The 25404-nt window shown below is 71.7% G+C and carries 23 protein-coding genes and 1 pseudogene; 15 read left to right on the top strand and 9 right to left on the bottom strand.

The features are described from left to right. The first annotated feature begins 1 nt into the window (after position 1). Positions 2 to 454, top strand: a complete 453-nt coding sequence (locus tag AB0C26_RS27160; RefSeq protein ID WP_360253111.1) for a GNAT family N-acetyltransferase — start codon at positions 2 to 4, stop codon at positions 452 to 454. Here AB0C26_RS27160 and AB0C26_RS27155 read toward each other — a convergent pair whose 3' ends face one another. The 3 genes from AB0C26_RS27155 to hisI are packed head-to-tail and all read right to left on the bottom strand — an operon-like array spanning position 455 to position 2957. Next, the gene (locus tag AB0C26_RS27155) at positions 455 to 1060 is read right to left on the bottom strand and encodes a Trp biosynthesis-associated membrane protein (protein WP_360253109.1); all 606 of its coding nucleotides are present in this window, start codon (positions 1058 to 1060) and stop codon (positions 455 to 457) included. It lies immediately after the preceding gene. Then, positions 1057 to 2586, bottom strand: a complete 1530-nt coding sequence (locus AB0C26_RS27150; protein WP_360253107.1) for an anthranilate synthase component I — start codon at positions 2584 to 2586, stop codon at positions 1057 to 1059. The genes AB0C26_RS27155 and AB0C26_RS27150 overlap by 4 nt, the downstream gene beginning before the upstream one ends. Then, complete coding sequence (gene hisI / locus AB0C26_RS27145) at positions 2583 to 2957, bottom strand: phosphoribosyl-AMP cyclohydrolase (protein ID WP_360253105.1); 375 nt, start codon at positions 2955 to 2957, stop codon at positions 2583 to 2585. Before hisI ends, AB0C26_RS27150 begins: the two co-directional genes overlap by 4 nt. A gap of 166 nt (positions 2958 to 3123) precedes the next feature. On the opposite strand from hisI, the gene AB0C26_RS27140 reads away from it, so the two are divergent. The 4 genes from AB0C26_RS27140 (at position 3124) to AB0C26_RS27125 (ending at position 6930) form a co-directional block, all read left to right on the top strand. Further along, positions 3124 to 4722 (top strand): hypothetical protein, encoded by a 1599-nt coding sequence (locus AB0C26_RS27140; RefSeq protein ID WP_360253103.1) that lies wholly within the window; start codon positions 3124 to 3126, stop codon positions 4720 to 4722. Positions 4723 to 4826: 104 nt separating this feature from the next. After that, positions 4827 to 5546, top strand: a complete 720-nt coding sequence (locus AB0C26_RS27135; RefSeq protein ID WP_360253182.1) for an ABC transporter ATP-binding protein — start codon at positions 4827 to 4829, stop codon at positions 5544 to 5546. Next, positions 5543 to 6271 (top strand): ABC transporter permease, encoded by a 729-nt coding sequence (locus AB0C26_RS27130; RefSeq protein WP_360253101.1) that lies wholly within the window; start codon positions 5543 to 5545, stop codon positions 6269 to 6271. Before AB0C26_RS27135 ends, AB0C26_RS27130 begins: the two co-directional genes overlap by 4 nt. Before the next feature lie 8 nt (positions 6272 to 6279). Then, the gene (locus AB0C26_RS27125; protein WP_360253099.1) at positions 6280 to 6930 is read left to right on the top strand and encodes a TetR family transcriptional regulator; all 651 of its coding nucleotides are present in this window, start codon (positions 6280 to 6282) and stop codon (positions 6928 to 6930) included. Here the strand turns inward: AB0C26_RS27125 and AB0C26_RS27120 are convergent. Continuing rightward, complete coding sequence (locus tag AB0C26_RS27120) at positions 6866 to 7591, bottom strand: DUF2470 domain-containing protein (RefSeq protein WP_360253097.1); 726 nt, start codon at positions 7589 to 7591, stop codon at positions 6866 to 6868. The two genes, AB0C26_RS27125 and AB0C26_RS27120, sit on opposite strands and share 65 nt — an antisense overlap. A 109-nt stretch (positions 7592 to 7700) precedes the next feature. Between AB0C26_RS27120 and rpsD the strand changes: the two genes are divergently transcribed. Then, positions 7701 to 8309 (top strand): 30S ribosomal protein S4, encoded by a 609-nt coding sequence (gene rpsD, locus AB0C26_RS27115; protein ID WP_360253095.1) that lies wholly within the window; start codon positions 7701 to 7703, stop codon positions 8307 to 8309. A gap of 124 nt (positions 8310 to 8433) precedes the next feature. Here the strand turns inward: rpsD and AB0C26_RS27110 are convergent, their stop codons facing one another. Both AB0C26_RS27110 and AB0C26_RS27105 read right to left on the bottom strand, forming a co-directional pair. Beyond that, positions 8434 to 10191, bottom strand: coding sequence for an ABC transporter ATP-binding protein (locus AB0C26_RS27110; RefSeq protein ID WP_360253093.1), 1758 nt, complete (start codon positions 10189 to 10191; stop codon positions 8434 to 8436). Beyond that, a complete protein-coding gene (locus AB0C26_RS27105) occupies positions 10188 to 11969 on the bottom strand; it encodes an ABC transporter ATP-binding protein (protein WP_360253091.1) in 1782 nt (593 codons plus the stop codon). The genes AB0C26_RS27110 and AB0C26_RS27105 overlap by 4 nt, the downstream gene beginning before the upstream one ends. Before the next feature lie 110 nt (positions 11970 to 12079). Between AB0C26_RS27105 and AB0C26_RS27100 the strand changes: the two genes are divergently transcribed. Both AB0C26_RS27100 and AB0C26_RS27095 read left to right on the top strand, forming a co-directional pair. Next, positions 12080 to 12694 (top strand): TIGR03085 family metal-binding protein, encoded by a 615-nt coding sequence (locus AB0C26_RS27100; RefSeq protein WP_360253089.1) that lies wholly within the window; start codon positions 12080 to 12082, stop codon positions 12692 to 12694. A gap of 67 nt (positions 12695 to 12761) precedes the next feature. Next, positions 12762 to 13823, top strand: a pseudogene (locus AB0C26_RS27095) (amino acid permease); the annotation flags it as partial. Between the two features lie 110 nt (positions 13824 to 13933). Here the strand turns inward: AB0C26_RS27095 and AB0C26_RS27090 are convergent. Further along, positions 13934 to 15337: a PLP-dependent aminotransferase family protein gene (locus AB0C26_RS27090; protein WP_360253087.1), complete on the bottom strand. Its 1404-nt coding sequence runs from the start codon at positions 15335 to 15337 to the stop codon at positions 13934 to 13936. Between the two features lie 110 nt (positions 15338 to 15447). On the opposite strand from AB0C26_RS27090, the gene AB0C26_RS27085 reads away from it, so the two are divergent. The 3 genes from AB0C26_RS27085 (at position 15448) to AB0C26_RS27075 (ending at position 19879) form a co-directional block, all read left to right on the top strand. After that, entirely contained in the window at positions 15448 to 16599 is a 1152-nt protein-coding gene (locus tag AB0C26_RS27085; protein ID WP_360253085.1) for a S8 family peptidase, read from the top strand. A gap of 101 nt (positions 16600 to 16700) precedes the next feature. Then, positions 16701 to 17951, top strand: a complete 1251-nt coding sequence (locus tag AB0C26_RS27080; protein WP_360253180.1) for an MFS transporter — start codon at positions 16701 to 16703, stop codon at positions 17949 to 17951. Positions 17952 to 18055: 104 nt separating this feature from the next. Continuing rightward, the gene (locus tag AB0C26_RS27075; RefSeq protein WP_360253083.1) at positions 18056 to 19879 is read left to right on the top strand and encodes a long-chain fatty acid--CoA ligase; all 1824 of its coding nucleotides are present in this window, start codon (positions 18056 to 18058) and stop codon (positions 19877 to 19879) included. Positions 19880 to 19882: 3 nt separating this feature from the next. On the opposite strand, the gene AB0C26_RS27070 is transcribed toward AB0C26_RS27075, so the two are convergent. Further along, positions 19883 to 20755, bottom strand: coding sequence for a sigma-70 family RNA polymerase sigma factor (locus tag AB0C26_RS27070; RefSeq protein ID WP_360253081.1), 873 nt, complete (start codon positions 20753 to 20755; stop codon positions 19883 to 19885). Positions 20756 to 20849: 94 nt separating this feature from the next. Here AB0C26_RS27070 and AB0C26_RS27065 point away from each other — a divergent pair, with 94 nt between their 5' ends. Together AB0C26_RS27065 and AB0C26_RS27060 are read left to right on the top strand one after the other, a co-directional pair. Beyond that, positions 20850 to 21191, top strand: a complete 342-nt coding sequence (locus AB0C26_RS27065; protein ID WP_360253079.1) for a VOC family protein — start codon at positions 20850 to 20852, stop codon at positions 21189 to 21191. A gap of 73 nt (positions 21192 to 21264) precedes the next feature. Further along, positions 21265 to 21717 carry a pyridoxamine 5'-phosphate oxidase family protein gene (locus AB0C26_RS27060; protein WP_360253077.1) on the top strand — a complete coding sequence of 151 codons (453 nt, stop codon included), beginning with the start codon at positions 21265 to 21267 and terminating at the stop codon, positions 21715 to 21717. Positions 21718 to 21724: 7 nt separating this feature from the next. Here AB0C26_RS27060 and AB0C26_RS27055 read toward each other — a convergent pair whose 3' ends face one another. Beyond that, positions 21725 to 23179 carry a PLP-dependent aminotransferase family protein gene (locus AB0C26_RS27055; RefSeq protein ID WP_360253075.1) on the bottom strand — a complete coding sequence of 485 codons (1455 nt, stop codon included), beginning with the start codon at positions 23177 to 23179 and terminating at the stop codon, positions 21725 to 21727. A 143-nt stretch (positions 23180 to 23322) separates the two neighbouring features. Between AB0C26_RS27055 and AB0C26_RS27050 the strand changes: the two genes are divergently transcribed. Continuing rightward, positions 23323 to 23874, top strand: coding sequence for a hypothetical protein (locus AB0C26_RS27050; RefSeq protein WP_360253178.1), 552 nt, complete (start codon positions 23323 to 23325; stop codon positions 23872 to 23874). A 177-nt stretch (positions 23875 to 24051) separates the two neighbouring features. Continuing rightward, positions 24052 to 24480, top strand: coding sequence for a hypothetical protein (locus tag AB0C26_RS27045; RefSeq protein ID WP_360253072.1), 429 nt, complete (start codon positions 24052 to 24054; stop codon positions 24478 to 24480). Positions 24481 to 25404: the final 924 nt, after the last annotated feature.

Genomic DNA, 25404 nt, shown 5'->3' with positions numbered 1-25404 from the left:
CATGCCTGAACCGGTGACACTGCGCGCGGTGCGCCCGACCGATCTCGACACTTTCTTCGCGCACCAACAAGAGCCCCAGGCCGTCCGGCGGGCCAACTTCCCGGCCCGCGACCGCGACACCTTCCACACCCACTGGACCGAGCGGATCCTCGCCGACGAGGCCGTGACGGCCCGGACGGTCCTGTCCGGCGAGCGGATCGCCGGGAACGTGGTGTCGTGGTGGCAGGACGGCCGCCGGGAAGTCGGCTACTGGCTGGGGCAGGAGTTCTGGGGGCGGTCGATCGGCACCGGCGCCCTGCGCCTGTACCTCGAGATCGAGACCACCAGGCCGCTGTACGGGACCACTGACGTCGGCAACCTGGCGTCGCGGCGTGTTCTGGAGCGTTGCGGCTTCGTCCACGTGGAGACGGCCGAGAACGACGGGCGGCGGTACGACCTGCTGGTGCTGGCCTGATCAGGACGTGGGGTCGTCGCCGCGGTCGAGGGCGTCCCAGGCCGTACGGGGGTCGACCGGGGTTTCCTCCGGCGTCTTGCGCCCGGCGGCCGCCAACGGCCCGGACCCCCCGCTCGGCCGCGCCGAGCTTCCCGGTTCGGGCGAGTGCGGCTGGGCCGGCTTACGTTCGTACCGTGCCGACATGCGTGACCACAGATGGCCCTGACGCGCGGCAGTGAGACCGCCGGCCGCGATGATCGCGCCGCCCAGAGCGCAGGCGACCGGCCAGAGCGTGGCCCCCGAACCGGCCTCGCCGACGTCCAGGCCGAGGCGGCCGGCGATCGCGCCGGCGATGACGCCCAGGCCGGCCAGGGTGAGCAGGACGCCGAGGCCGCGCCGCACCCAGCCGTGCGTGGCCAGCAGCGCGCCCGTGCCGGCCAGGGCGACCAGCGCCAGGCCGATCAGCCAGGGTTCCAGGTCGGCGCCGGTCTGCGGGGTGCGCACATCGGACATTCCCGGCCGGTGGACCACGTCGAGCGACCACGTGCGCGTCGCGCCGTAGGCGGCGAGACCGGCGCCGGCCAGGCAGGCGAGAAGGGACAGCAGGTAGGAACGGCGGTGGTTCATCGCGCGGCGCGCAAGGTTTCCGCTGAGGCGATCGCGGCCAGCACGGCGGCCGCCTTGTTGCGGGTCTCCTGCTCCTCGGCGGCCGGGTCGGAGTCGGCCACGATGCCGGCGCCGGCGCCCACGTAGGCCGTGCCGTCCTTGAGCAGAGCCGTCCGGATCGCGATGGCCATGTCCATGTCGCCGGCGAAGCCGAAGTAGCCGACCGTGCCGCCGTAGAGTCCGCGGCGGGTCGGCTCCAGCGACTCGATGATCTCCATGGCGCGGACCTTGGGGGCGCCGGACAGCGTGCCGGCCGGGAACGTCGCGGCCAGCGCGTCGAAGGCGCTCTGGTCGTCGCGAAGCTCGCCGGTGACCGTCGAGACGATGTGCATGACGTGGCTGTACCGCTCGATGCGGGCGAACTCGGGCACCTCGACCGTGCCCGGCTTGCAGACCCGGCCCAGGTCGTTGCGGCCCAGGTCGACCAGCATGACGTGCTCGGAGCGTTCCTTGGGGTCGGCCAGCAGCTCGGCCGCGAGCGCGTTGTCCTGCTCGGGGGTGGCGCCCCGCCAGCGGGTGCCGGCGATCGGGTGCAGCAGCGCGCGGCGCGTGCCGATGTCGGCGCTGACCTTCAGATGGGCCTCGGGCGACGAGCCGACGATGTCGAAACCGTCGAAGCGCAACAGGTACATGTACGGGCTCGGGTTGGTCGCCCGCAGCACCCGGTACACGTCGAGCGGGTTGGCGTCGGTCGGGCGCTCGAACCGCTGCGCCACCACGATCTGGAAGCACTCGCCGGCCCGGATCGCCTCCTTGGCCTCCTCGACGGCCTTCTGATATTCGCCGGGGGCGGTACGGCTGACCGGCTCCCCCGCCGGACGGCGCTCCACCGTGGAGATCATCGGCGGGGTCGGCCGGGACAGCGCGGTCGTCATCGCGTCGAGCCGGCCCACGGCCTGGTGGTACGCGGCCCGCCGGTCGGTCTCGGAGGCGCCGTCGGCCAGCACCGCGTTGGCGACCAGGATGGCCGAGCCGTCGTAGTGGTCGAGCACGACCAGGTCGGTCGCGAGCATCATGCCGAGCTCGGGCAGCGGCAGGTCGTCGCTCGCCGTGCGGGGCAGCCGCTCGAAGCGGCGCACCAGGTCGTAGCTGAGATAGCCGACCATGCCGCCGGTCAGCGGGGGCAGATCGCCGGCGGCCGGGCCGTCGGCCAGCGCGGCCACGGTTTCCCGCAGGGCCGTCACCGGATCACCATTGAGAGGTACGCCGGCGGGCGGCGCCCCGAGCCAGTGCGCCTCACCGTCGCGCTCGACCAGGGTGGCCGCGCTCCGGACCCCGACGAACGAGTACCGCGACCAGGCCGCGCCGGACGGGCCGGCGCCCTGCTCGGCCGACTCCAGCAGGAAGGTGCCGGGACCGCCGGCCAGCTTGGTGTAGACGCCGACCGGCGTCTCGCCGTCGGCCAGCAGCCGTCTGGTGATCGGGACGACCCTCTTGCCGGAACGCAGGAAGTCCGCTTCGCTGGGAAAGACCGCGCCGCTGGTCACTGGCCCGACACCTCGAGCTCGTCGAAGAAGCAGGTGTGCTCGCCCGTGTGGCAGGCGGCGCCGGTCTGCTCGACGGTCACCAGCAGGGCGTCGCCGTCGCAGTCGAGGGCCACGCTCTTGACGAACTGGTGGTGGCCGGAGGTGGCGCCCTTGACCCAGTACTCCTGGCGGCTGCGCGACCAATAGGTGGCGCGGCCGGTGGTCAGGGTGCGATGCAGCGCCTCGTCGTCCATCCACGCGAGCATGAGGACATCGCCGGTGCCGTGCTCGCGCACGATCGCCGCGACGAGGCCGTCGGGGGTGCGCTTGAGCCGGGCCGCGATGGCCGGGTCGAGATCGGTCGTGACTGCCACACGACGATTCTCCCCCATCGGCCGAACGGGCTTTTACGCAGCACGACGCGGCCCACGATCCGGGCACAGGGGGTGTGCCCGGCGGCGCGGAACGGTACCGTCGTCGTGCGCCGCGCCCAGCCAGGGCGCATCCGCCCACCTCCTTCAGCGGCGGCGCGCGCAGTTCGACGGGAGTCTGAAAGCAATGGAGCCGACGTCCAGCCCCGACAACGCGCGGTCCAACCGCGGCCTGGCCCGCTTCTGGCCGGTGCACCGCGAAGGGGAGGACGAGGCCACCACCGCCGAATCGGCCGAGACGCCGGCCACCCATTCGAGTGAAACCGAGATGGTCGCGCTCGGCTCCCGCCGCCAGCCGGAAACGCCCGACAGCCCGCCCACGTCGCCGCCGTCCGCGCGGGAGGAGAGCGACAAGCCGGCCGAGGAGCCCCAGCCGCCGCGGCCGGCGCCCGGCAACGGCCCGATTCCGTCCGGCAACAGTCCGATCCCGTCGGCCCGGCCCGAGTCGGCGCGGCCGGCGGCCACGCCGCCGCTGCCCGTTCCCGGTGGTCAGCACGGTCTGCCCGATCGGGATACTGATCACTCCGAGGCCTCTGAGCGCGAGGACGGTGCCGCCCCGGCCGTAGAGTCCGCTCGGACCAACCCCTGGGACCGCGACCCCGCCACCTTCGGCGGGTTCGGTCTCGGCGGCCGCAACGGCCGGATGCTGTTCGGCGGGCACAACCCGCTCGAGCCGCGTCCCGCCGGCCTCAACGGGCACAGCCACGGCGAGACGAACGGCCGCGCCTCTACTGTGGATGGCCGCGAGCAGGTGGACGAGAACGACGAGAACGGGCGTGATGACATGAACGGACGCATCCCGACGACGGGCGAGAACGGGTCGGCGCCCGTCTCCGGCCCCACGGGGGCGACCGGGGCCACCGGCTGGGCGTCCGTGCCCACCTCCAAGCACCCGACCGTCACGCCGACCTCGGGCGCGCCGGTCTCCGGGGCGCCTGTCTCGGGCGCGCCGGTCTCCTCGGCCCCGGTCTCGCCGGCGCTGGGCTCCACGGGACCGGGCTCCACCGGCCCCGCTTCCAACGGCCTGAGCCCCAACGGGCTGGGCTCCAACGGGCTGAGCCCCAACGGCCTGGGCTCCAACGGCCTGGGCTCCAACGGCCTGGGCTCGACGGGGCTCGGTTCCTCGAGCCTCGGCTTCGGTGGCAACTACGGTGAGCCCGCGTCCTACACGCCCGCGCTGCCCGACCCGGAGGCCGGCCCGGTCTCGGGTGTCCCGGCCCCGCGCGCGGCCTCGGCCAGCATTCCGGTGCCGGCCGCCCCGCCCTCGAAATCGCCGGTGACGTTCAGCGGCGACCTGACCGCCAAGACCGTCGACGAGGAGCCGGCCCCGCTGCCGCGCCGCTCGGCCAGCCTCGAGGACGCCGAGCCGGCCCGCCGCGGCCGTCGCGCCGCCCCCGACGAGCCCGGCGACGAGCAGCAGGAGGAGGCGCCGCTGCGCCCGGGCGACGTGGCCGAGGGCAACATCGCGTTCTGGGACGAGGACGCGGTCCGTCACTTCCGCGCCGCCTGGCACGAGGTGAAGGCCGAATTCGTCGACGATCCCGAGGCCGCCCTGACCCGCGCTCACGACCTGCTCACCGACGCGGTCAACGAGCTCACCGAGGCCCTGCTGGCCGAGCGGGACGAGCTCGATCCGCTGCGCGGCAACAAGAGCCCCGACACCGAGAGCATGCGCATGGCCATGCGCGGCTACCGCGAGTTCCTGGACCGCATCCTGGCTCTCTGACCCGTTTCGCCCGAAGCCGCCGCCCTCGCGAGAGGGTGGCGGCTTTTTGTCATTTACGGCGCCGCAGAATTCATCTAGCGTTGAACTCAACACGCGTTGAATAACTGGAGGGCACCGTGATCGAAGTACGTGATCTCGTGGTCGAGCGGGGCAAACGAGAGGTTCTGCGCGGCATCACGTGCACCGTTCCGACCGGGCGGGTGACCGGGTTGCTCGGGCCCAGTGGCAGCGGGAAGACCACGCTGATCAGGGCGATCGTCGGGGTGCAGATCGTCAAGTCGGGGTCGGTGACGGTGTTCGGGGAGCCGGCCGGCAGCGCGGGGCTGCGGCGCACGGTCGGCTACGTGACGCAGGCGCCGAGCGTCTACGCCGATCTGACCGTGCGGGAGAACGTGCGCTACTTCGCCGCCCTCTACGGGCTCGGCGCGGCCGAGGCGTCGCGGGCCATCGACGACGTGGGGCTCAAGGACGCGGCCGGGCAGCTGGTCGGGAACCTCTCCGGCGGTCAGCGGAGCCGGGCCTCGCTGGCCTGCGCCCTGATCGGCACGCCGCGGCTGCTCGTGCTGGACGAGCCGACCGTGGGGCTCGATCCGGTGCTGCGGGCCGACCTGTGGGGCAAGTTCCACGCGCTCGCCGCCGCCGGCACGACGCTGCTGGTTTCGAGCCACGTGATGGACGAGGCCGGGCGCTGCGACCGGCTGCTGCTGATCCGCGAGGGCGAGCTGATCGGCGACGACACCCCCGCCGCGATCCGCGAGCGGGCCGGCACGGACGACCTTGAGGAGGCTTTCCTCCGGCGCATCCGAGAGCGGGTGACGGCATGATCCTGCTGGCGACCTCGGTGCGGATCCTGCGCCAGCTGCGGCACGATCGGCGGACGGTGGCCCTGCTCATCGTGGTGCCGGTGCTGCTGCTGACCCTGATCTACTTCATGTACGACGGCGCCGGGAACACGTTCGACCGGATCGCGCTGACCATGCTCGGCATCTTCCCGTTCGTGATCATGTTTCTGGTGACCAGCATCGCGATGCTGCGGGAGCGGACCACCGGCACCCTGGAGCGGCTGCTGACCACGCCGATGGGCAGATTGGACCTGCTTTTCGGGTACGGCCTCGCGTTCGGCCTCGCCGCCGCCGTCCAAGGCGCGGTGGCCACCGGTGCGGCGTACTGGCTGCTCGGCCTGACGACCACCGGCAGCGCCGGGCTCGTCGTGGTGGTCGCCGTGCTCAACGCCGTACTCGGGGTGGCCCTGGGTTTGTTCTGCAGTGCCTTCGCCCGTACGGAGTTCCAGGCCGTACAGTTCCTTCCGGTGGTCGTCGTGCCGCAGATCCTGCTGTGCGGGCTGTTCGTGCCGCGCGAGCAGATGGCCGGCTGGCTCGAGGCGATCAGCAACGCGCTGCCGCTGACCTACGCGGTCGACGCGCTCCTGCAGGTCGGGCGGTACGCCGAGCCGACCGGCGAGATGTGGTGGGATCTGGTGATCGTCACGGGCGCGGCCGTGGTCGCGCTCGTCCTGGCCGCCGCGACCCTGCGACGGCGGACTGCTTAGGAGCTTTCTTGGTACGCAGGAGCGGGCGGCGCCCCGGCAATCAGGACACCCGGGCGTCCATCCTTCAGGCCGCCCGGTCCTGTTTCGCCGAGAAGGGGTACGACAAGGCGTCGATCCGCTCGATCGCGGCCGAGGCCGGGGTCGATCCGGCGCTGGTGCACCACTACTTCGGCACCAAGGAGAAGCTTTTCCTGGCCGCCCTGAACGCGCCGGTCAACCCGGGCGAGCTGATCCCGCAGGCCCTGGCCGGGCCGCGTGAGCAGGCCGGCGAGCGGCTGGTGCGGATGGCCCTGTCGGTGTGGGACTCGCCGGCCGGCGCGGCCGCGCTGGCCGTCTTCCGCTCGGCGCTGAGCAACGAGTGGACGGCGCGGCTGCTGCGCGAGTTCGTGGTCACCCAGATCCTGCGCCGGGCGGTGACCGAGCTGGTGGCCGACCAGCAAGAGGCGCCGATGCGCTCGGCGCTGGTCGCCACCCAGATCGCCGGCCTCATGGTCACCCGCTACGTGCTGCGGATCGAGCCGCTGGCCAGCGCCGAGCCCGCACTGCTGGCGGCGATGATCGGGCCGAACGTCCAGCGCTTCCTGACCGAGCCGCTCAGTCTCCGCAGCGGTGGCACAGCACCGGGTGCAGCAGATGAGCCAGATCGTGGCGGTCGGTGACCGGGCGCGGGAAGGCGAGACGGGCCAGCTTGTCGTCGAGGCGGACCATGAAGCCGTACCGGTCCATCCGTACGACCTGGGGCTCGGCCTGGGGCTGGAACGTCGAGCCGAGCTGGCGGCGCACGTAGGCGCTCATCTCGGCCTCGTGGTGGTCGATCAGGTCGGCGATCAGGTCGAACTCGATGCGGCAGAGCGGGTCGGCGGTGGCCTCGGCCCAGTCGTCGACGTCCACGTCGACCAGGTTCTCGTTGCGCTCGTACCGCACCTCGGCCACGTCCATCCGGTGCAGGACCTGACCGGCGCCGACGTCGAGCAGGTCACCTGAGGCGTCCACGTCGGCGTAGTCGAGCGCCGCGGCCCGGGCTTCGTCGCCCTCGAGGAGGGTGGCCCAGCCGGAGATCCACACCCGGCCCAGGGCGGGCGAGCCGGCCATCGGCGGCACGTCGGAGATGTCGAGCACCATCGCGGTGTCGTCGTTGCCCTCCTGCGGCACGAGGGCCGCGGCGAAGGCGCCGTCGCGGGGCGACAGCAGCAGCACACGGCCGTTGGCGTCGGTGACGTGCCGGACGGGCAGGGGGCCCGGGCGGCACGCGATGTGCGCGACGCCGGACAGGTGGCCGGCGGCGAGCGTACGCGCGATCTCGGCGTGAGTGGGCTGCATGGTGTGGACCTCCGGGCACCGGTTAGGCTTGCCTTAGTAAGGTGAGGCTAACCGTAGCATCGGCGTTTTAGAAACTCAGCCTCAAGCGCAAGTGACCCTCGGAGACTTCATGAACAACTCCCGACCCAAGGCCAAGCTCTCGCGGGCGCTCGGCATCCCGCTGACGCCGAAGTGCGTGAAGTACTTCGAGAAGCGGCCCTTCCCGCCGGGCGTGCACGGCCGTAGCCGTCGCAAGGCCTCGGACTACCAGGTCCGTCTGCTCGAGAAGCAGCGCCTGCGCCACCAGTACAACATCAGCGAGTCGCAGATGCGCCGCGCGTACGACGACGCCCACCGGGCCGAGGGCAAGACCGGCGAGACCATGGTCAGCCTGCTCGAGCGCCGCCTGGACGCCGTGGTGACCCGGGCCGGCCTGGCCCGCACGGTCTACCAGGCCCGCCAGCTCGTCGTGCACGGCCACTTCACCGTGGACGGCAAGAAGGTCGACCGCCCCGGCTACCGGCTCAAGCCGGGCCAGGTCGTCGAGGTGCGCGAGAGCAGCCGGCAGAAGCCGCCGTTCCAGCTCGCCGCGGCCGGCGCCCACGTCGACGGCCCGACCCCGCCGTACCTCTCCACGGTGCTGGAGGACCTGCGCACGACCGTGATCGCCATCCCCCAGCGCTCCGAGATCCGCGTCCAGTGCGACGAGCAGTTGGTAGTCGAGTTCTACGCGCGTTAACTCTGGCTCCGCTTCGCTCCGCGGGCGATCGCCTTGTAACCGCTGAGATGGCAGGCAGTTTTCCGCCACCGCAAACCCCGCGGCGTCGAAAAACCGACTGCCATCTCACCGGCGGCGATCGCGATCAACGAGTTTGTTCGAGCCAGCTCGCGTAGAGCTTCGCGTAGATGGAGCCTTCCTGCTGTACGAGTTCGGAGTGCGGGCCGCGTTGGACGACGCGGCCCGCGTCCACCACGATCACCTCGTCCGCGGCCTGGGCCGTGGACAGGCGGTGTGCGATCGCCACCGTCGTCCGGCCCCTGGTCACGGTGTCGAGGGCGTGTTGCAGCCGCACCTCGGTGGCCGGGTCGACCGCGCTGGTCGCCTCGTCCAGGACCAGCAGGTCGGGATCGGCCACGTACGCCCGGACCAGCGCCACCAGCTGCCGCTCCCCCACGCTGAGCGCCTCGCCGCGCTCGCCCACCGGGGTCTCGAGCCCGCCCGGCAGCCCGTCCAGCCAGTCCTTGAGCCCCAGCTCGACGAAGGCCGTCTCCAGCTGCTCGTCGGTGAGCGACGGCTCGGCGAACCGGATGTTCTCGGCCACTGTCGCGTCGAACAGGAAGCCGTCCTGCGGCACCATCACCACGCGTGAGCGCAGCGACGAGAACCGCACCGAGGTCAGCGGCGTCCCCGACAGCAGGACCTCGCCCTCGGCCGGGTCCATCAGCCGGGTGAGCAGCTTGGCGAAGGTCGTCTTGCCGCTGCCGGTCTCGCCGACGACCGCCACCTTCGTCCGGGCCGGGATCTCCAGGTCGACGTCGTGCAACACGACCGGGCCGCCCGGATAGCGGAACGAGACGTCGTCGAAGCGTACGGACAGAGGCCCGACCGGAAGCGCGACGCCGACGTCGTCCGGGTCGGCCACGTCCGGGCTCAGGTCGAGCACGTCGAGGACGCGGCGCCAGCCGGCCACCGCGTTCTGGGCCTCGTTGAGCATGTCGGTGGCGATCTGCACGGGCTGGATGAACAGCGTCACCAGGAACAGGAACGCGGTCAGCCGGCCCACCGTGAGGCCGCCGTCCTCGCCGATCAGCACACCCACCACGACCACGGCGGCCAGGGCCAGGCCGGCGCCGATCTCGCCGCTGGAGAAGCTGGTCACGCTCGTCTTGAGCGCGCGCTGTTGCGCCCGCTGCAGACCGGAGATCGAGTCGTCCAGCCGCTTCTCGGTGCGCCCGGCCACGCCGTACGCCCGAATCACCAGCGCGCCCACGACGCTCTCGGCGACCGCGCCCAGCATGACGCCGGTGCGCTCGCGCACCGCGGCGTAGACCGAGGCCAGCCGCTTCTGGAAGAGCCGGATGATCGCGACCGAGGGGCCGAAGGCGAGCAGGACGACGATGGTGAGCTGCCAGGAGTAGACGAACATGACGATCGTCGAGACCAGCAGCTGGCCCGAGGCGAGCAGCAACTGCACGCCGCCGGTCTGCAGGAACTGCGAGATCTGGTCGACGTCGCTGGTCACCCGGGACACCATGGTGCCGCGCCGCTCGGACTGCTGGTGCAGCATCGACAGGTCGTGGATGTGCCGGAACGTGCGCGAGCGCAGGCCGCCGAGGGCGGTCTCGCTGACCGTGAACAGCCGCCGGGTCATCAGGTAACCGGCCAGCGTCGAGATCATCAGGGCGACGAAGGTGACGGCGACGACGCCGACGACGTACTGGAGGTCGGGACCGCCGGCGCCGCGGATGCCGTGGTCGATGCCCTGCTGGACCGCGATGGGCACGGCCACCCGGCCGCCCATCTGCACGAGGGCGAGCGCGATCGTCCCGCCGAGCCCGGGCCGCAGTTCCGGGGAGAGCGCCAGCCCGCGCTTGATCGTCGCGAAGGTACCGGTGCTCATGACGCCTCGACCCTTTCGGCCTTCTCGTACGCGGTCACGAGATCCGCGTAGCCCTGATGGCCGGCCAGGAGCTCGGCGTGCGTGCCGGTGGCGACGACCTTGCCCTGCTCGAGGTAGACGACCTCGTCGGCCAGCGCGATGGTGGCCCGCCGGTAGGCGACGACCAGGATGGACGCGCCGGCGTCGCGGCCGCGCAGCGCGGCCAGGATGTCGGCCTCGACCCGCGGGTCGACCGCGCTGGTGGCGTCGTCCAGCACCAGCAGCCTCGGCTTGCCCGCGAGCGCGCGGGCCAGCGTGATCCGCTGCCGTTGGCCGCCGGAGAGCGACGTGCCGCGTTCCCCGACCGCCGTGTCCAGCTCGTCCGGGAGATTTCCGACGAACTTGTCAGCCTGCGCGAGTTCCAGCGCCCACCTGACCGCCTGGTCGGAGATTTCCGGGCGGTCGAGCGTGATGTTGCCGCGGATGGTGTCGTCGAAGATGAACGGGATCTGCGGCACGAGGGCTTCCGCCCGCGCGAGCGCCGCCTCGCTGAGCGACGGCAGGTCGATGTCGTCGAGGACGATCCGCCCGGCCACCGGATCCGTCAGGCGCACCGCGAGCGAGGCGATGGTCGACTTGCCGGAGCCGGTGGCGCCGACCAGGGCCACCGTCTTGCCCCGGGGCACCGAGAACGAGACGTCGCGCAGGACCAGCGGGCCGTCGCCGTACCGAAAGTCGACCTTGTCGAATCGCAGCTCGGCGGCCCCCTCGGCGTCGGCGGTCCGGTCCCCGTACGACAAATCACCCGTCGCCGAAAGGACGGCCTGGACCCGCTCCCAGCCGGCCACGCTGCGCGGCAGCTCCGCCACCACCCACCCGATCGCGCGGACCGGGAAGGCCAGGACGGTGAAGAGGAAACTGACGGTGACCAGCTCGGTCACGGTGATCGCGCCGGACTGCAGGCGCCAGGCGCCGAGCAGCAGCACCGCGAGGGTGCCCAGGCTGGGCAGCGCGTCCATCAGCGGGTCGAACAGGCCACGCAGCCGGCCCACCGAGATCAGCGCGTCGCGCAGCTCGGCCACGAAGACCCCGAACCGGCGCGACTCGTCGGCCTCGCGGCCCATCGTCTTGACGACCAGCGCGCCGTCGAAGCTCTCGTGGGCGACCGCGCTGACCTTGGCCCGCATCCGCTGGGCCCGGATCTGCCGCGGCGACATGGCCCGCGAATAGACGAAGTTCAGCCCGAACAGCGCCGGGAAGAGCGTGACGCCGACCAGTGCCAGCACCGGATCGGTGAAGAACAGCGCGACCACCGCCGCCACGATCATCACGATCGTGCCGACCGCGAACGGCAGCGGCGCGATCGGCACGAAGGCGGCCTCGACGTCGGAGTTCGCGTTCGACAGCAGCGTGCCGGTGGCGTGGCGCTGATGCCAGGCCGGCGGCAGCGAGAGATAACGGCTGGTCACGGCGCGGCGATAGCGGGCCTGGAGGCGGAACTGCATGAAGCCGGCGCCCAGGCGGCGGCCGAAGACGCTGGCCACGCGCAGTCCGCTCAGGCCCAGGAAGACGGCGGCGATCAGCGCGAGCTCACCCGTGCCGGCCTTCCCGCTGCTGAACGCGGGCACGACGACATGGCCGATGACGTAGCCCACCACGTACGAGTTCGCGATGACCAGAAGGCCGAAGACGCTGCTGCCGACGACTCCGACGGTGAACAGGCGCGGTTCGGTCCGAATCGCCTGTCCCAGCACGCGCAGTCCCCGTCCCAGCACATCGCGGCTGGTCCTGCTGCTCAATGTCCTACCTGACTGGTAAGTGTTCGCCGGGGTATCCGGCCTTACATCCCCATCCTGCCGAACGGGCGCCGTTCGTTCACAGGTACGACAATGTGTCTACGATCACGTTCGTGACCGCCTATGCCCGACGCGAACGTCAACTTCTCGCCGACCTGCTGCTGTCGCTCGGGCCGGACCAGCCGACCCTGTGCGAGGGATGGACGACCCGCGATCTCGCGGCCCATCTCGTGGTACGTGATCGGCGGCCCGACGCCTCGGCCGGGATCCTGCTTCCGCCTCTGCACGGTCACGGTGAACGCGTGCGCCTGGCCAAGGCTTCCCAGCCGTACCAAAACGTGATCTCCGAACTGCGAACGCCGCCCTGGTGGAGCCCGGTCTCCAACCCGCTGCTGGACGAGGTGACGAACGTCGTCGAGTTCTTCGTGCACCATGAGGACGCGCGGCGGGCGCAGCCGTCGTGGGACGTTCGCCCGCTTGATCAGGGCGAGGAAGCGGCGCTCTGGAAGGCCGTGCGGATGACCGGCCGGCTGGCGCTGCGGCGGGCGCGCATCGCCGCTTCCGTTCGTTCGGAGGGCTTCGGCTCCTTCACCGTGGGCGATTCCTCGGCCGTTCTGTCCGGTCCGCCCGGGGAGATCGCACTCTTCCTCACCGGGCGCAAGGACGCCGCTCAGGTCTCCCTGTCGGGCGACGCCGACCGGCTCCGGAACGCCTCTCTCGGGCTCTGATTGGCCCAACCGATCGGAGCTTGATTGGCCTACGCGGGCGAGCCAATTCCGGCCTACGGTCATCGGCATGAAGCTTTCCGTGGCTCAGGGCACCGCCCTCAGCGTCGGTGCCGTGCTCGGCACCGGCGTGATCTCCCTGCCCGCCCTGGCCGCTGACGTGGCCGGCCCCGCCTCGCTGGTCGCCTGGGCCGCCCTGATCGTGCTCTCGGCGCCGCTGGCCTGGACCTTCGCGGCGCTCGGGGCCCGACATCCGGACGCCGGCGGTGTCTCCACCTTCGTCCGGCTGGCCTTCGGGCCACGCGCCGCCGCGGCCGTCGGGTGGTGCTTCTTCTTCGCGGTACCGCTCGGCGCGCCGGCCGCCGCCGCGTTCGCGGGCGGCTACGTGGCCGACGTGATCGGGGGCGGCCGGGCCACGGTGATCGGCACCTTCCTGGTCGTCGTCGGCACGGTCGCGGCGATGAACTGGTTCGGGCTGCGGGTCTCCGGCCGGGCTCAACTCGCCCTCACCGGCACGCTGGCCGTGCTGCTGCTCCTCACCGTGATCACCGCGCTGCCGCACGCGCGGTGGGGCAACCTGACGCCGTTCACGCCGCACGGCTGGGCCGGCGTCGGCACGGCCGTGGCCGTGCTCATCTGGGGCTTCGCCGGCTGGGAAGCGGTGTCGTCGCTGTCCGGGCAATATCGCGATCCGCGGCGCGACGTTCCGCGGGCCACGGCGATCGCGGTCATGGTGGTCGGCGGGCTCTACCTGGCCGTGGCCGTCACCAGCGTGCTGGTTCTCGGGCCGGCGCTCGGCGACAGCCAGGCGCCGCTGGCCGACCTGCTCGCGGCCGGGGTGGGCGGGCCGGTGCGCGCGCTCACGGCGGTCGTGGCGCTGCTGCTGACGGCCGGGGCGGTGAACGCGTACTTCGCCGGGTCGTCGCAGCTCGGGGCGGCGCTGGCCCGTGACGGGGCACTGCCGGCGCGGCCGTTCGGCACACCGCGCAAGGCGCTGCTGGCCGTGCTGATCGGCAGTCTGGTGTCGATCGCGCTGCCGATCGACCTGCACACGATGATGCTGCTGGTCACCGGGTGCTTCACGCTGGTCTACGTGATCGGCACGGCGGCCGCGGTCAAGCTGCTGGCCGGGCGGCAGCGGGTCGTGGCCGCGGTGGCGTTCGTGGCGGTGGTCGCCCTGCTCGGGCTGACCGGGCCGCCGGCGCTGCTCAGCCTGGTCGTCGCGGCGGGCGCGATCGCGTATCAGGCGTGGCGGGCCAAGATCCCGGCCAGACGCGCGATCCCCTCGCCGATCAGTGACGGGTCGGCCGCGCCGAACCCGAACACGAGACCGGTCTGCGCCGTGGACTCGTCGGCGGAGTAGGTGCGCAGGTCGTCGAGGCCGATCCCGGCCCGCGCGGCCGCCCTGGTCACCGCCGTCGAGTCGGCGGCGGTGAGCGCGGCCAGGTGCAGGCCGGCGGCGGACGGGATGACGTCGAGCCCGGCGGCGCCGCGCAAGGCGCTGACCAGCCGCCGGTGCCGCACGGCGTAGGCCTTGCCGGCCTTGCGCACGTGGCGGGCCAGCAGGCCGTCGTCGATGAAGCGGGCCAGCGCGGCCTGCACGGCGGGCTGACCGTGCCCGTCGCCCATCTGCCGCGCCGCCACCAGCGCGTCGCGCAGGCCGGGCGGGGTGAGCAGGAAGCCGGTGCGCAGCGACGGGAGCATGCTCTTGGAGAACGTGCCGGCGTACAGCACCCGGCCCGCGGTGTCGAGGCTGTACAGCGGCTCCAGCGGGCGGGACAGGAAACGGAACTCGCTGTCGTAGTCGTCCTCGACGATGGCCACCGAGCGGCGGCCGGCCCAGTCGAGCAGCTCGCGGCGGCGGCCCGCGCTCATCGCCCGGCCGAGCGGGAACTGGTGCGACGGCGTCGTGTAGACCAATGTGGACGCGGCCGGGAGGGCCGAGACGACCAGGCCCTCGCCGTCGACCGGTACTCCGGCCACCCGCGCGCCGAGCGAGGCGAACAGGCGCCGGGCCGGCGGGTATCCCGGGTCCTCCACGGCGACCACGTCGCCCGGCGTGATCAGGACCCGGCCGATCAGGTCCAGGGCGTGCTGCGTCCCGTTGGTGATCACCATGTCGGCCGCGCTCGCCCGCACGCCCCGGGCCACGCCCAGATATCGCGCGATGGCCGCACGCAGGGCCGGGTGGCCGGACGGCTCGGCGTACGTGCCCAGGCTGTTGGCCCGCAGCCGGGTCTCGGCGACGAGCAGGCGCCGCCAGGCCTCGAACGGGAAGAGGCCGGCGTCCGGGATGCCGACCCGGAAGTCGTAGCGCGGCGGCGGCGCGCCCCCGCTCGTCGGCAACGGCGCGAAGGCCCAGCCCTTTCGCGGCGCCAGCGCCCCGGCCTCGCGCCGCGACGCCGGCCGGGGCCGCTGGTAGGCGACGAAGGTGCCCGCACCCACCTGGGCCGACAGGTATCCCTCGGCGGCCAGCCGTTCGTAGGCGCCGGCCACGCTGCCCCGCGCGATCCCCAGGTCGGCGGCGAGGACCCGGGTCGCCGGAAGCCGGGAGCCCACGGGCAACCGGCCGTCCACAACGGCCTCCCGCAGGGCCCGGTACACGGCGGCGGTCTTGTTCCCGCCGGGCGGAATGATCAGATCCACCAGCCCATTCTGAGGCCCCGATATGGCCCATACGATATGTCGCCCTCTCGTGACCCTCCGTATACAGTTAGTGAAGCTTGTCAATATCACGGGGCCGAGAGAGGAAGAGCATGGCGAACAGACGCATGTTGGTCGCGGGCGTGCTCGCCGCGATCACCGCGGCCGCGACGGCCACCCCGGCCGCGGCCGCCGCCACCGGCGAGATCCGCCTGGACGGCACGGCGAACGCGGTGCCCGGCAGCTACATCGTGGTCCTCAAGGCCGGCGCCAAATCACCGGCGGCCCTGACCAAGAGCTTCGGCGGCCAGGTGCGGCAGAGCTTCGGCACGATCAACGCGTACGAGGCCGGCCTCACCGCGTACCAGGCCAAGCGTCTCGCGGCGAGCCCCGACGTCGAGTACGTCGAGCAGAACCAGACGGTCTCGCTGCTGGCCACGCAGGCCAACGCGACCTGGGGCCTCGACCGCATCGACCAGCGCAACCGCCCGCTGAGCACCACCTACTCGTACACGACGACGGGCTCGGGCGTCACCGCGTACATCATCGACACCGGCATCAAGTACACGCACAGCGACTTCGGCGGCCGGGCGTCGTACGGCTACGACGCGGTCGGCTCCGGCGGCGTCGACTGCAACGGCCACGGCACGCACGTGGCGGGCACGGTCGGCGGCACCACGTACGGCGTCGCCAAGCAGGTCCGCCTGGTCGGCGTCCGCGTGCTGAACTGTTCGGGCAGCGGCACCACGGCCGGCGTCATCGCCGGCGTCAACTGGGTCACCACCAACGCGGTCAAGCCGGCCGTGGCCAACATGAGCCTCGGCGGCGGCGTCAGCAGCACCCTCGACAGCGCCGTCTCCCGGTCGATCACCTCGGGCGTCACCTACGCCCTGGCCGCCGGCAACTCCAACGCGAACGCCTGCAACTCCTCGCCGTCCCGGGTCGCCGCGGCCATCACCGTCGGCGCCACCACCAGCACCGACGCGCGCGCCAGCTACTCCAACTACGGCACCTGCCTCGACCTGTTCGCCCCCGGCTCGTCGATCACCTCGGACTGGTACACATCGAACACCGCCACCAACACGATCAGCGGCACGTCGATGGCCAGCCCGCACGTGGCCGGCGCGGCGGCCCGGGTCCTCTCCGGCAGCCCGAGCCTCACGCCCGCCCAGGTCCGCGACAGCCTCGTCAACGGCGCCACGCCCAATGTGGTCACGAGCCCCGGAACCGGCTCCCCGAACCGCCTGCTCTACCTGGCCCCATAAACCCTTCTCTTTCGTACGGATCGACGTCCGGCCCGCGTGCCAAGCGCGGGCCGGAGTCGTGCGCGACAGGGAATGCAGTACATATCCTGCGTTGGGTGACCATGGAATCGCGGACAGTGCCTAGCCTGTGGCACAACCGCGAGTTCAATCTCCTGTGGACAAGTCAGACTTTGTCCGACCTGGGGGCGACCATCGCCCAGCTCGCCGTCCCGCTGCTCGTGCTCGAGGTGACCGGCTCGCCCGTGCAGGCCGGCGCGGTCGGCACCGCGGCCCAGGTCGCCAAGCTCGCCTGCCGGCTGCCGGCCGGGGTCCTGGCCGACCAGATCAACCGCCGCACGGCGCTGCTGGCCTGCGACGTCGTCCGGCTGATCGCCTTCGCCGCGCTGGCCGTCGCCGTCGTCACCGGGCACGCCAACCTGGCCACGATCATCGTGGTGGCGGTGATCGACGCGGTCTGCGGAGCGTTCTTCAACACCACCGAGCACGCGGCCCTGCGCAGCCTCGTTTCCGAGCCGCACCTGCCGGCGGCTGTGGCCCGCAACGAGGCCCGCAGCTACGGCGCCTCGCTCGCCGGCCCCCCGCTCGGCGGCCTGCTCTTCGGCATCACCCACGCCCTGCCCTTCGTGGGCAACGCGGTGTCGTACCTGGCCTCGCTCCTCGGAGTGGCCCTGATCCGCAAGCCCATGCAGACCTCGCGGGAACGGCCCGGCAGCCACCTCGCGGCCCTGACCGAGGGACTCCGGTTCGTCTTCACCAACCCGTTCCTGCGGTCGGTGCTGATCATCGCGGCGCCGCTGAACTTCGCCCTGACCGGAACGATCTTCACCATCATCGTGACGCTCCAGGACCACGGCACCGCGCCCGGCGTCATCGGCCTGACCGAGACGATCGTCGGCGTGGGCGGGCTGCTCGGCGCCCTGGCCGCGCCGGCGCTGTGCCGCTGGCTGCCGTTCGCGAGGCTGATCCGCTCGCTGTGCTGGGCCGCCTTCGCCCTGCTGGCGGTGAGCGCGCTCCCGCAGATCGGGGTCGCCACGGCCGCGCCGGTCGCGGCGGCGGTCTTCGCCGGCCCCGCCTGCAACGCGGCGCTCTTCGCCCACCAGGCCGCGATCACCCCGGACGTCCTGCAGGGCCGCGTCCTCAGCGTCATCTTCATGGCCGCGATGTCCGCCGCCGCGGCCGCGCCCATCCTGGCCGGCTTCCTCGTCACCACCGGCGGCGCCCGCCTCGCCATCCTGGTCTTCGCCGCCGCCGTCGCCGTCTCGGCGGTCACGGCCACGCTCGCCCCCGCTCTGCGCTCTCTCAGTTACTCGCCGGTTTCACGCTGTGAGACGACCTCGTCTCCCGATCGATAGACTCGAAGTGAGGCGCCGCGCCACTAGCCCTCCCGCCCCGTCACCAATACTCTGCGGTAACAAGCAAGTTAAATCCCCCGTTCCTGCACTTGAAGGCGGCGCCGATGGCTCTCGAGGTCCCCTACCGGTCGATCCCCGACATGTTCTTCAAGCGGGTGGCCGCGACGCCGAACGGCCAGGCCTTCGCCGTGCCCAACGCCGATGACACCGGCATGGTCTGGCACACGTGGGCGCAGGTCGGCGAGCGGGCGACGGCGATCGCGGCGGGCCTGCGCGGACTGGGCGTGGGCCTCGAGGACCGGGTCGCCATCCTGTCCGGCACCCGGTTCGAGTGGGTCCTTGCCGACCTGGGCATCAACTGCGCGGGCGCCGCCACCACCACGGTCTACCCGACGACCGAGCCCGAGGACGCGAGCTACATCATCGCCGACTCCGACTCCAAGGTGCTGATCGCCGAGAACGCGAAGCAGGCGCTGAAGATCTCCGGCGTCGACACCGCGGTGACCCACGTGGTCCTCATCGACGGCCCGGCCGACGCCGGCGCCACCCCGCCCCAGCTGACGCTGACCGAGCTCGAGGAGCGCGGCGCCGTCGCCCTGCGCGACAACCCCCGGCTGATCGAGGAGGTCGTCGCCGCCATCGGCCCCGGCAACCTCGCCACGCTCATCTACACCTCCGGCACCACCGGCCGCCCCAAGGGCGTCCAGCTGCTGCACGCCGGCTGGACCTGGGAGGGCGTCGCCCAGCAGGGGCTCGGCCTGTTCGAGTCGACCGACCTGCAGTACCTGTGGCTGCCGCTGTCGCACTCGTTCGGCAAGACGCTGCTCTGCGGCATCATCCACGTGGGCGTGCCGACCTACGTCGACGGCCGCGTCGACAAGCTGGTCGACATGCTTTCGGTGGTCAAGCCGACGCTGATGTGCGCCGCCCCCCGCATCTTCGAAAAGGTCTACAACAAGACGGTCACCACGGCGCTGGAGGGCGGCGGGGCCAAGGCCAAGATCTTCCACTGGGCGGTCGGGGTCGGCAAGCAGAAGGTCGCGCTCGAGCAGGCCGGCAAGCCGCTGCCGGGCGGGCTCAAGCTCAAGTTCGCGGTGGCCGAGCGCCTGGTCTTCAGCAAGCTGCAGGCCAAGCTCGGCGGGCGCCTGCGCGTGCTGGTCAGCGGCTCGGCCCCGCTCAGCCGCGACATCGCCGAGTTCTTCGCCGCCGCCAACCTGCCGATCATGGAAGGCTACGGCCTCACCGAGAGCAGCGCGGCCAACTTCGTCAACCGCCTCGACAAGCTCAAGATCGGCACGGTCGGCCTGCCCCTGGGCGACCTCGAGTGCCGCATCGACACCGACGGCGAGGTGCTGCTGCGCGGCGCCCCCGTCATGCGCGGCTACCACAACCTGCCCAAGGAGACGGAGGAGGCGTTCACCTCCGACGGCTTCCTGCGCACCGGCGACATCGGCGAGATCGACGCCGACGGCTTCCTGCGGGTCACCGACCGCAAGAAAGACCTGGTCAAGACGTCCGGCGGCAAGTACATCGCGCCGTCCGCCATCGAGGGCATGTTCAAGGCGGTCTGCCCGTACACGTCGCAGGCGGTCGTCATCGGCCAGGCCCGCAACTTCGTCACCATGCTGATCTCGCTCGACGAGGACGCCATCAAGGGCTGGGCCGCCAGCGGCCCGCTGTCGGGCCGGAGCTACCAGGACATCTGCTGCGCGCCCGAGACCCAGCAGCTGATCGACGGCTACGTCCAGGAGCTCAACGGCAAGCTCAACCGCTGGGAGACCATCAAGAAGTTCGCGATCCTCCCCCGCGACCTGAGCATCGAGGCCGGCGAGATCACCCCGTCGATGAAGATCAAGCGGCGCTCGGTCGAGACCAACTTCGCCGAGCAGATCGACCAGATGTACGCGGGTTCGCTCGCTCAGATCTGACCCTCAGAGCTCCTTGTTGGGGCGGATGTCGACGCTCATCGCCGCGAGGGCGGCCGGATCGGCCAGTTGGTCGATCCGGCCGATCCGGTCACCTTCGAAAGTGAAGACGAAGGCGACGCGGACCTGACCGCCGACCGCCCAGACCAGGCCCGGCTCGCCGTCGAGGAACGCGAGGCGCGCCGACTGGGCGCCGCCGTTGAAGCGGCCGGCCACCTCGTTCGCGCCGGTCAGCACGGCGGTCGCCCCGATCCGCACGGCCTCGGGGTCGGCCCGCAGGACCACTCCCGGGTCGAGCAGGGTGAGCAGGGCGCCGAAGTCACCGGCCCGGGCGGCCACCAGGAAAGCGCTCACCACGGCCCGCCGCCGGTCGGTGCCGTCGTCGTCCGGTACGGGCTCCCCCCGCACCCGCCGCCGGGCGCGGCTGGCCAGCTGGCGCGCGGCCGCCGGCGTACAACCGACGATCTCGGCGATCTCCGGGAAAGGCACGGCGAACATGTCGTGCAGCACGAAGGCCAGCCGCTCGCTCGGGCCGAGCGTGTCGAGCACGAGGAGCAGCGCCGGCCCGATCGCGTCGGCGAGGAGCGCCTGCTGCTCGGGGCCGGGCTCGTCGTCGTACGCCGAAGTGGGAAGGTCGGTGGGATCCTCCCGCCGCGCGGCCCGGGAACGCAGCATGTCCAGGCACACCCGGGAGACCACGGTGGTCAGCCAGCCGGTCAGGTTCCCGACGTCGCTGGTGTCGCTGCGGCTCAGCCGCACCCAGGTCTCCTGCACCGCGTCGTCGGCCTCGTCGGCCGAGCCGAGCATCCGCTGGGCGACGGCCCGCAGATGCGCGCGGTCGGCCTCGAAGCGCTCCGCCAGCAGATCCAGTTCGCTCATCGTCACACCTCTCGTTCGGCACCCGTCATACGTTGTGACGGGCCGCCCCGGTCCGCTGTGACAGACATCGTTACCTGCTCACCGAGGAGAAGCCATGCCCATCCGTACGATCACCATCCCGGTCAAGGACCTCACCGCGGCGAAGGCGCTCTACACGGCGTTGCTCGGCACGGAGCCCTACATGGACCAGCCGTACTACGTGGGCTTCCGCCCGTCGGGCGCCCCCGAGATCGGCCTGAACCCGCACGGCGACGTGGCCGCGGGCCCGATCACGTACTACCACGTGGACGACATCGAGGCGACCACCACGACCCTGACCGCCGCGGGTGCCACGGTCGAGCAGCCGGCCAAGGACGTCGGCGGCGGCGGCCTGACCGCCACCCTCCGCGACGCCGACGGCAACCTGTTCGGCCTCTTCCAGGGCACAGCCGAGTAACCCGCACCGAGGGGCGCCGCACCGGCGGCGCCCCTGAGGGCTGATAGAAAGAGCCGAGTCGAGGAGGACCGCGATGGCCGAGGAACCCCGTTCGCCGGTGGAGCGCAAGGCCGATGTGCTGGCGAAACTCAGTGCGCCGGTCGCCGACGCGTGGGTGGCCACCGCCGACGGTGACGAGCCCTACCTGGTTCCGCTGACCGTCGCGTGGTTCGAGGAGCGGGTTCTGCTCGCCACCGACACGCGGTCGCCGACCGGGCGCAACCTCGCCGCGCACGGGCGGGCCCGGGTCGCCCTCGGCGGGACCCGCGATGTGGTTCTCATCGATGCCGTGCTGGAGAGGACGATTCCGGTTGGCGAGTCCGGGCCGGCCGGGGAGGCCTATGCCGCCCAGAACGACTGGGATCCGCGTACGGCCGGGGACTCCTACGCCTTTCTCGTCCTGCGGCCGGAGCGCGTTCAGGCCTGGCGGGAGGTGAACGAGCTGGCCGGCCGCACCCTCATGCGCGACGGCGCCTGGCTGGTCTGACCGTTCGTCAGGCAATGACTGTCGGGGAGCGCCAGGACGGGGCTGTGGCGTGGTCCAGGTCGTGGCGGACGGTGGCTATCCGGCGTACGGCCTCGATCAGGTCCTCGGCGGGGAGGGTGAACGGGAGGCGCAGGAAGCGTTCCAGGGTGCCGTCCAAGCCGAAGCGGGGGCCGGGGGCCAGGCGGACGCCGACGTCCTCGGCGGCCCGGGACAGGGCGCTGGAGATCGGGCCGTCGAGTTCGGCCCACAGGCAGACGCCGCCGGCGGGCAGCACGAAGCTCCACTCCGGCAGTGCCGTTCGCAGGGCTGTGACCAGGGCGTCACGCTGCTGGCGGAGCTCCTCGCGGCGCGCCTTGACGATCTGGGTGGCCTGGTGCATGAGGCGGACGGCCACCAGCTGCTCCAGGACGGGGCTGGCCATGTCGACGCCGACGCGGATCGCGGCCAGTCGCTGCACGAGCGGGGCCGACGCGCGCACCCAGCCGATGCGCAGGCCACCCCAGTACGCCTTGCTCATGCCGCCGATCGACACGACCCGGCTGTGGCGGTCGAAGACGGCCACCGGCGGCGGCATCTCCTGGTCGTCCAGCGGCAGGTCGACGAAGGACTCGTCGACGATCAGCTCGGTGCCCGTCGCGTGGGCCGTGGCCACCAGGCGTTCCCGCAGGTCGGCGGCCATCAGGTGGCTGGTCGGGTTGTGGAACTCGGGAATCACGTACGAGACCCGGGGCCTGGTCTGGCGCAGCGCGCCCAGCAGCATCTCGCCGTCCCAGCCGGTGGCCGTGTCGAGGCCGTGGGTGCTGAGGCGGGCGCGGCGGGCCGACAGCGCGGCCAGCGCGTTCGGATAGGTGGGCGCCTCGACCAGCACCGGCGACCCGGCCGGCACCGACAGGCGCAACACCAGGTCGAGGGCCTGCTGGGTGCCGCCGGTGATGAGGATCTGCTCGGCCGACGTGGGCACGCCCCGCTCGGAGTAACCGGCGGCCACCGCCTCGCGCAGCTCGCCCAGGCCGGTCGGGTGGTAGCCGGCGCTGCCCAGGTAGCGCGGCAGATCGGAAGCGGCATCGTGCGCGGCCGTCACCAGCTCGGCGGGCGCGGCCGAGGCGGCGACCCCCAGGTCGATCATGTCGTGGTCGTCGCCGGCGGCCCACAGGCCGGACGGGGCGACCCGATGCCCGTTGGGCAGGGTGGTCCAGCTTCCCGCGCCCCGCCGGCTGGTCAGATGGCCACTCTCCCGGAGGGTGCGGTACGCGGCGGAGACCGTCGTCCGGCTCACGGCGAGCGCCTCCGCCAGTTCGCGTTCGGCCGGCATCCGCACGCCCAGAGGCAACCGCCCGTCGGCCAGCAGACCGCGCACGGCACCGGCCAGCGCGGCGTAGTCGGGACTGCGGTGGCGGCCCGGCAATGAATGCCACTGGCCCAGCAGCCGGGCCAATTGGCCCCCGCGAATCGTCGTCGTCATGGCCACCTCCGGCGGATTGGCACTTCAGTTTCCTACAATTGGCCCCCAGACTGGCACCCGTGCAACCACGTGGCAACCGAGATCGTCGTCTCACCCGCCGAACCGTCCAGCTCTTCACCGGCCTCGTCCTGTACGGCGTCAGCATGGCCTTCATGGTCGAGTCGGCGCTCGGGCTCAACCCGTGGGACGTCTTCCACCAGGGCCTGACCGAGGTCACCGGCATCAGCTTCGGCTGGATCGTCATCCTGGTCGGCGTTCCGGTGCTGCTCCTGTGGATCCCGCTGCGGCAGCGCCCCGGCTTCGGCACGGTGGCCAACCTGGTGGTGGTCGGCTTCGCGGCCGACGGCGCCCTGGCGGTGCTCGGTGAGGGCGGCACGATCCCGGCCCGGATCGGCTACCTGGTCGGCGGCATCCTGCTGAACGGGCTGGCCACCGGCCTGTACATCGGGAGCCGCTTCGGGCCGGGCCCGCGCGACGGCCTCATGACGGGCATCGTGGGCAAGTTCCCGCGCCTGTCGATCCGGCTCGTACGTACGTCAATCGAGGTCCTGGTCCTGATCGTCGGCTTCTTCCTCGGCGGTACGGTGGGGGTCGGCACCATCGCGTACGCGCTGGCCATCGGCCCTCTGGTGCAGCTGTTCCTGCCGTGGTGCACGGTCCGCGAGGGCGAGCCCCGGGCCGCCCTGGCCCATTGAGTGGCGTCACTCATCCGGGTTCATACACGCTCACTCACCTTAGGGTGATGTGTCCGTATTGGACCCCGCCTTCCCCCTAGCTGATTCGGTTTTGCAGGCCGTCCGTTGCATCACAGTCTTGTGATCATCACGACACATCCGCTTCCGAGTCCGGACCCGTCGCGGCATCATTGCCGCATGGGGGCGGGCAGCTGGCAGTGGAACGACGCTTGGATCTTCGTGTCCGCGGTCATCGCCGAGCGCCTCGAGCGCGACCGGGCGATACACGCGGCCCTACCGGTGACCGGCGCCAGCCTGGCCGACCTGCTGGCGGCAGCCGACTTCCTGCACCACAGCGTCCCCAGCCGGGCCGACCTGGAAGAATCGGTACGCCGCCTGGCCGGGGCCGGCTTGATCGTGGTCGAGGACGACTTGGTCGAGGTGGCGCCGGCAGGCGAACAGTTGTGGCGCACGAGACCGTTCAGCGGCCTGTCATCGGCGGTGATGACATTGCAGGCACAGCTCAACAGGGCCGCGACGCCGGGCGAGTCGGACTGGACACTGGACGAGCAGACGTACGCGACGGCGGTCCGGGAGTACAGCATGAGGCTGGCGGACGGGCGCTGAGTTCGGCGGACCGCCTGACGCACACCGGCCTGTCGGACTGGTTCGCCACGGAGGGGGCGCGCGGGGTTGCGCTCGGGGCGGGACCCACGCCGACCGCTGCGGGAGCCTCCCTTACGCATACCGGCTGGCCAGGGCGGGTCTCCACGGGGCGGGAGCGCGGGGTTGCGCTCGGCGCCTGACTCACGCCGACCGCTGCGGGAGCCTCCCTTACGCATACCGGCTGGCCGGGGCGGATCTCCATGGAGCGGGAGCGCGGGGTTGCGCTCGGCGCCTGACTCACGCCGACCGCCGCGGGAATGCGCCCGGAGCCGCGCCTACGCATACCCGGCTGGCCAGGGCGGATCTCCACGGAGAGGGAGCGCGGGGTTGCGCTCAGACACCCGGCCCACGCACGGCGATCGGCCGAACTGGTTCGCTACGGAGCGGCAGTGCGGGGTTGCGCTCGGACACCCGGCCCACGCACGCCGATCGGCCGAACTGGTTCGCTACGGAGCGGCAGTGCGGGGCTGTTCTCGGACACCCGGCCCACGCACGCCGATCGGCCGGGCCGATGGCTGCGGGGTGCGCTCGGAGCCCCACCTAGGCATACCGATTCGGCGGGGCAGGTCCCCACGAAGCGGCAGCGCGGGGTTGCGCTCGAACTTCCGGCTCACGCTGGCCGGGCCTTTCTTTTGGTCTGTAGCGGATTGCCGTAAGTAACTTTGTAGCGCTCTCCTGGCGATTCATAGGCGGCTTATTGAAGTTGGCATGATCGACATTTATTTAGGATGGCTTCACCTGGCGCCCGGCGGGATAATTGGTCATGCGATTCCAGCAGATTGGCCTATTCTCGCGGAAGCAAATGGACGCCATGCGTGATCGCACGCGTGCGCCCAATTGGTCGCCTGGAAATGATGCGGAACGGAAGGAGCAGCAGCGGCGCCG

Origin of the sequence: Actinoplanes sp. NPDC048796 (assembly GCF_040650035.1) — a bacterium.
Classification (GTDB): Bacteria; Actinomycetota; Actinomycetes; order Mycobacteriales; family Micromonosporaceae; genus Actinoplanes.
The sequence above is the reverse complement of the archived record's forward strand: the minus strand, read 5'-3'. Positions and strand labels throughout refer to the sequence as shown.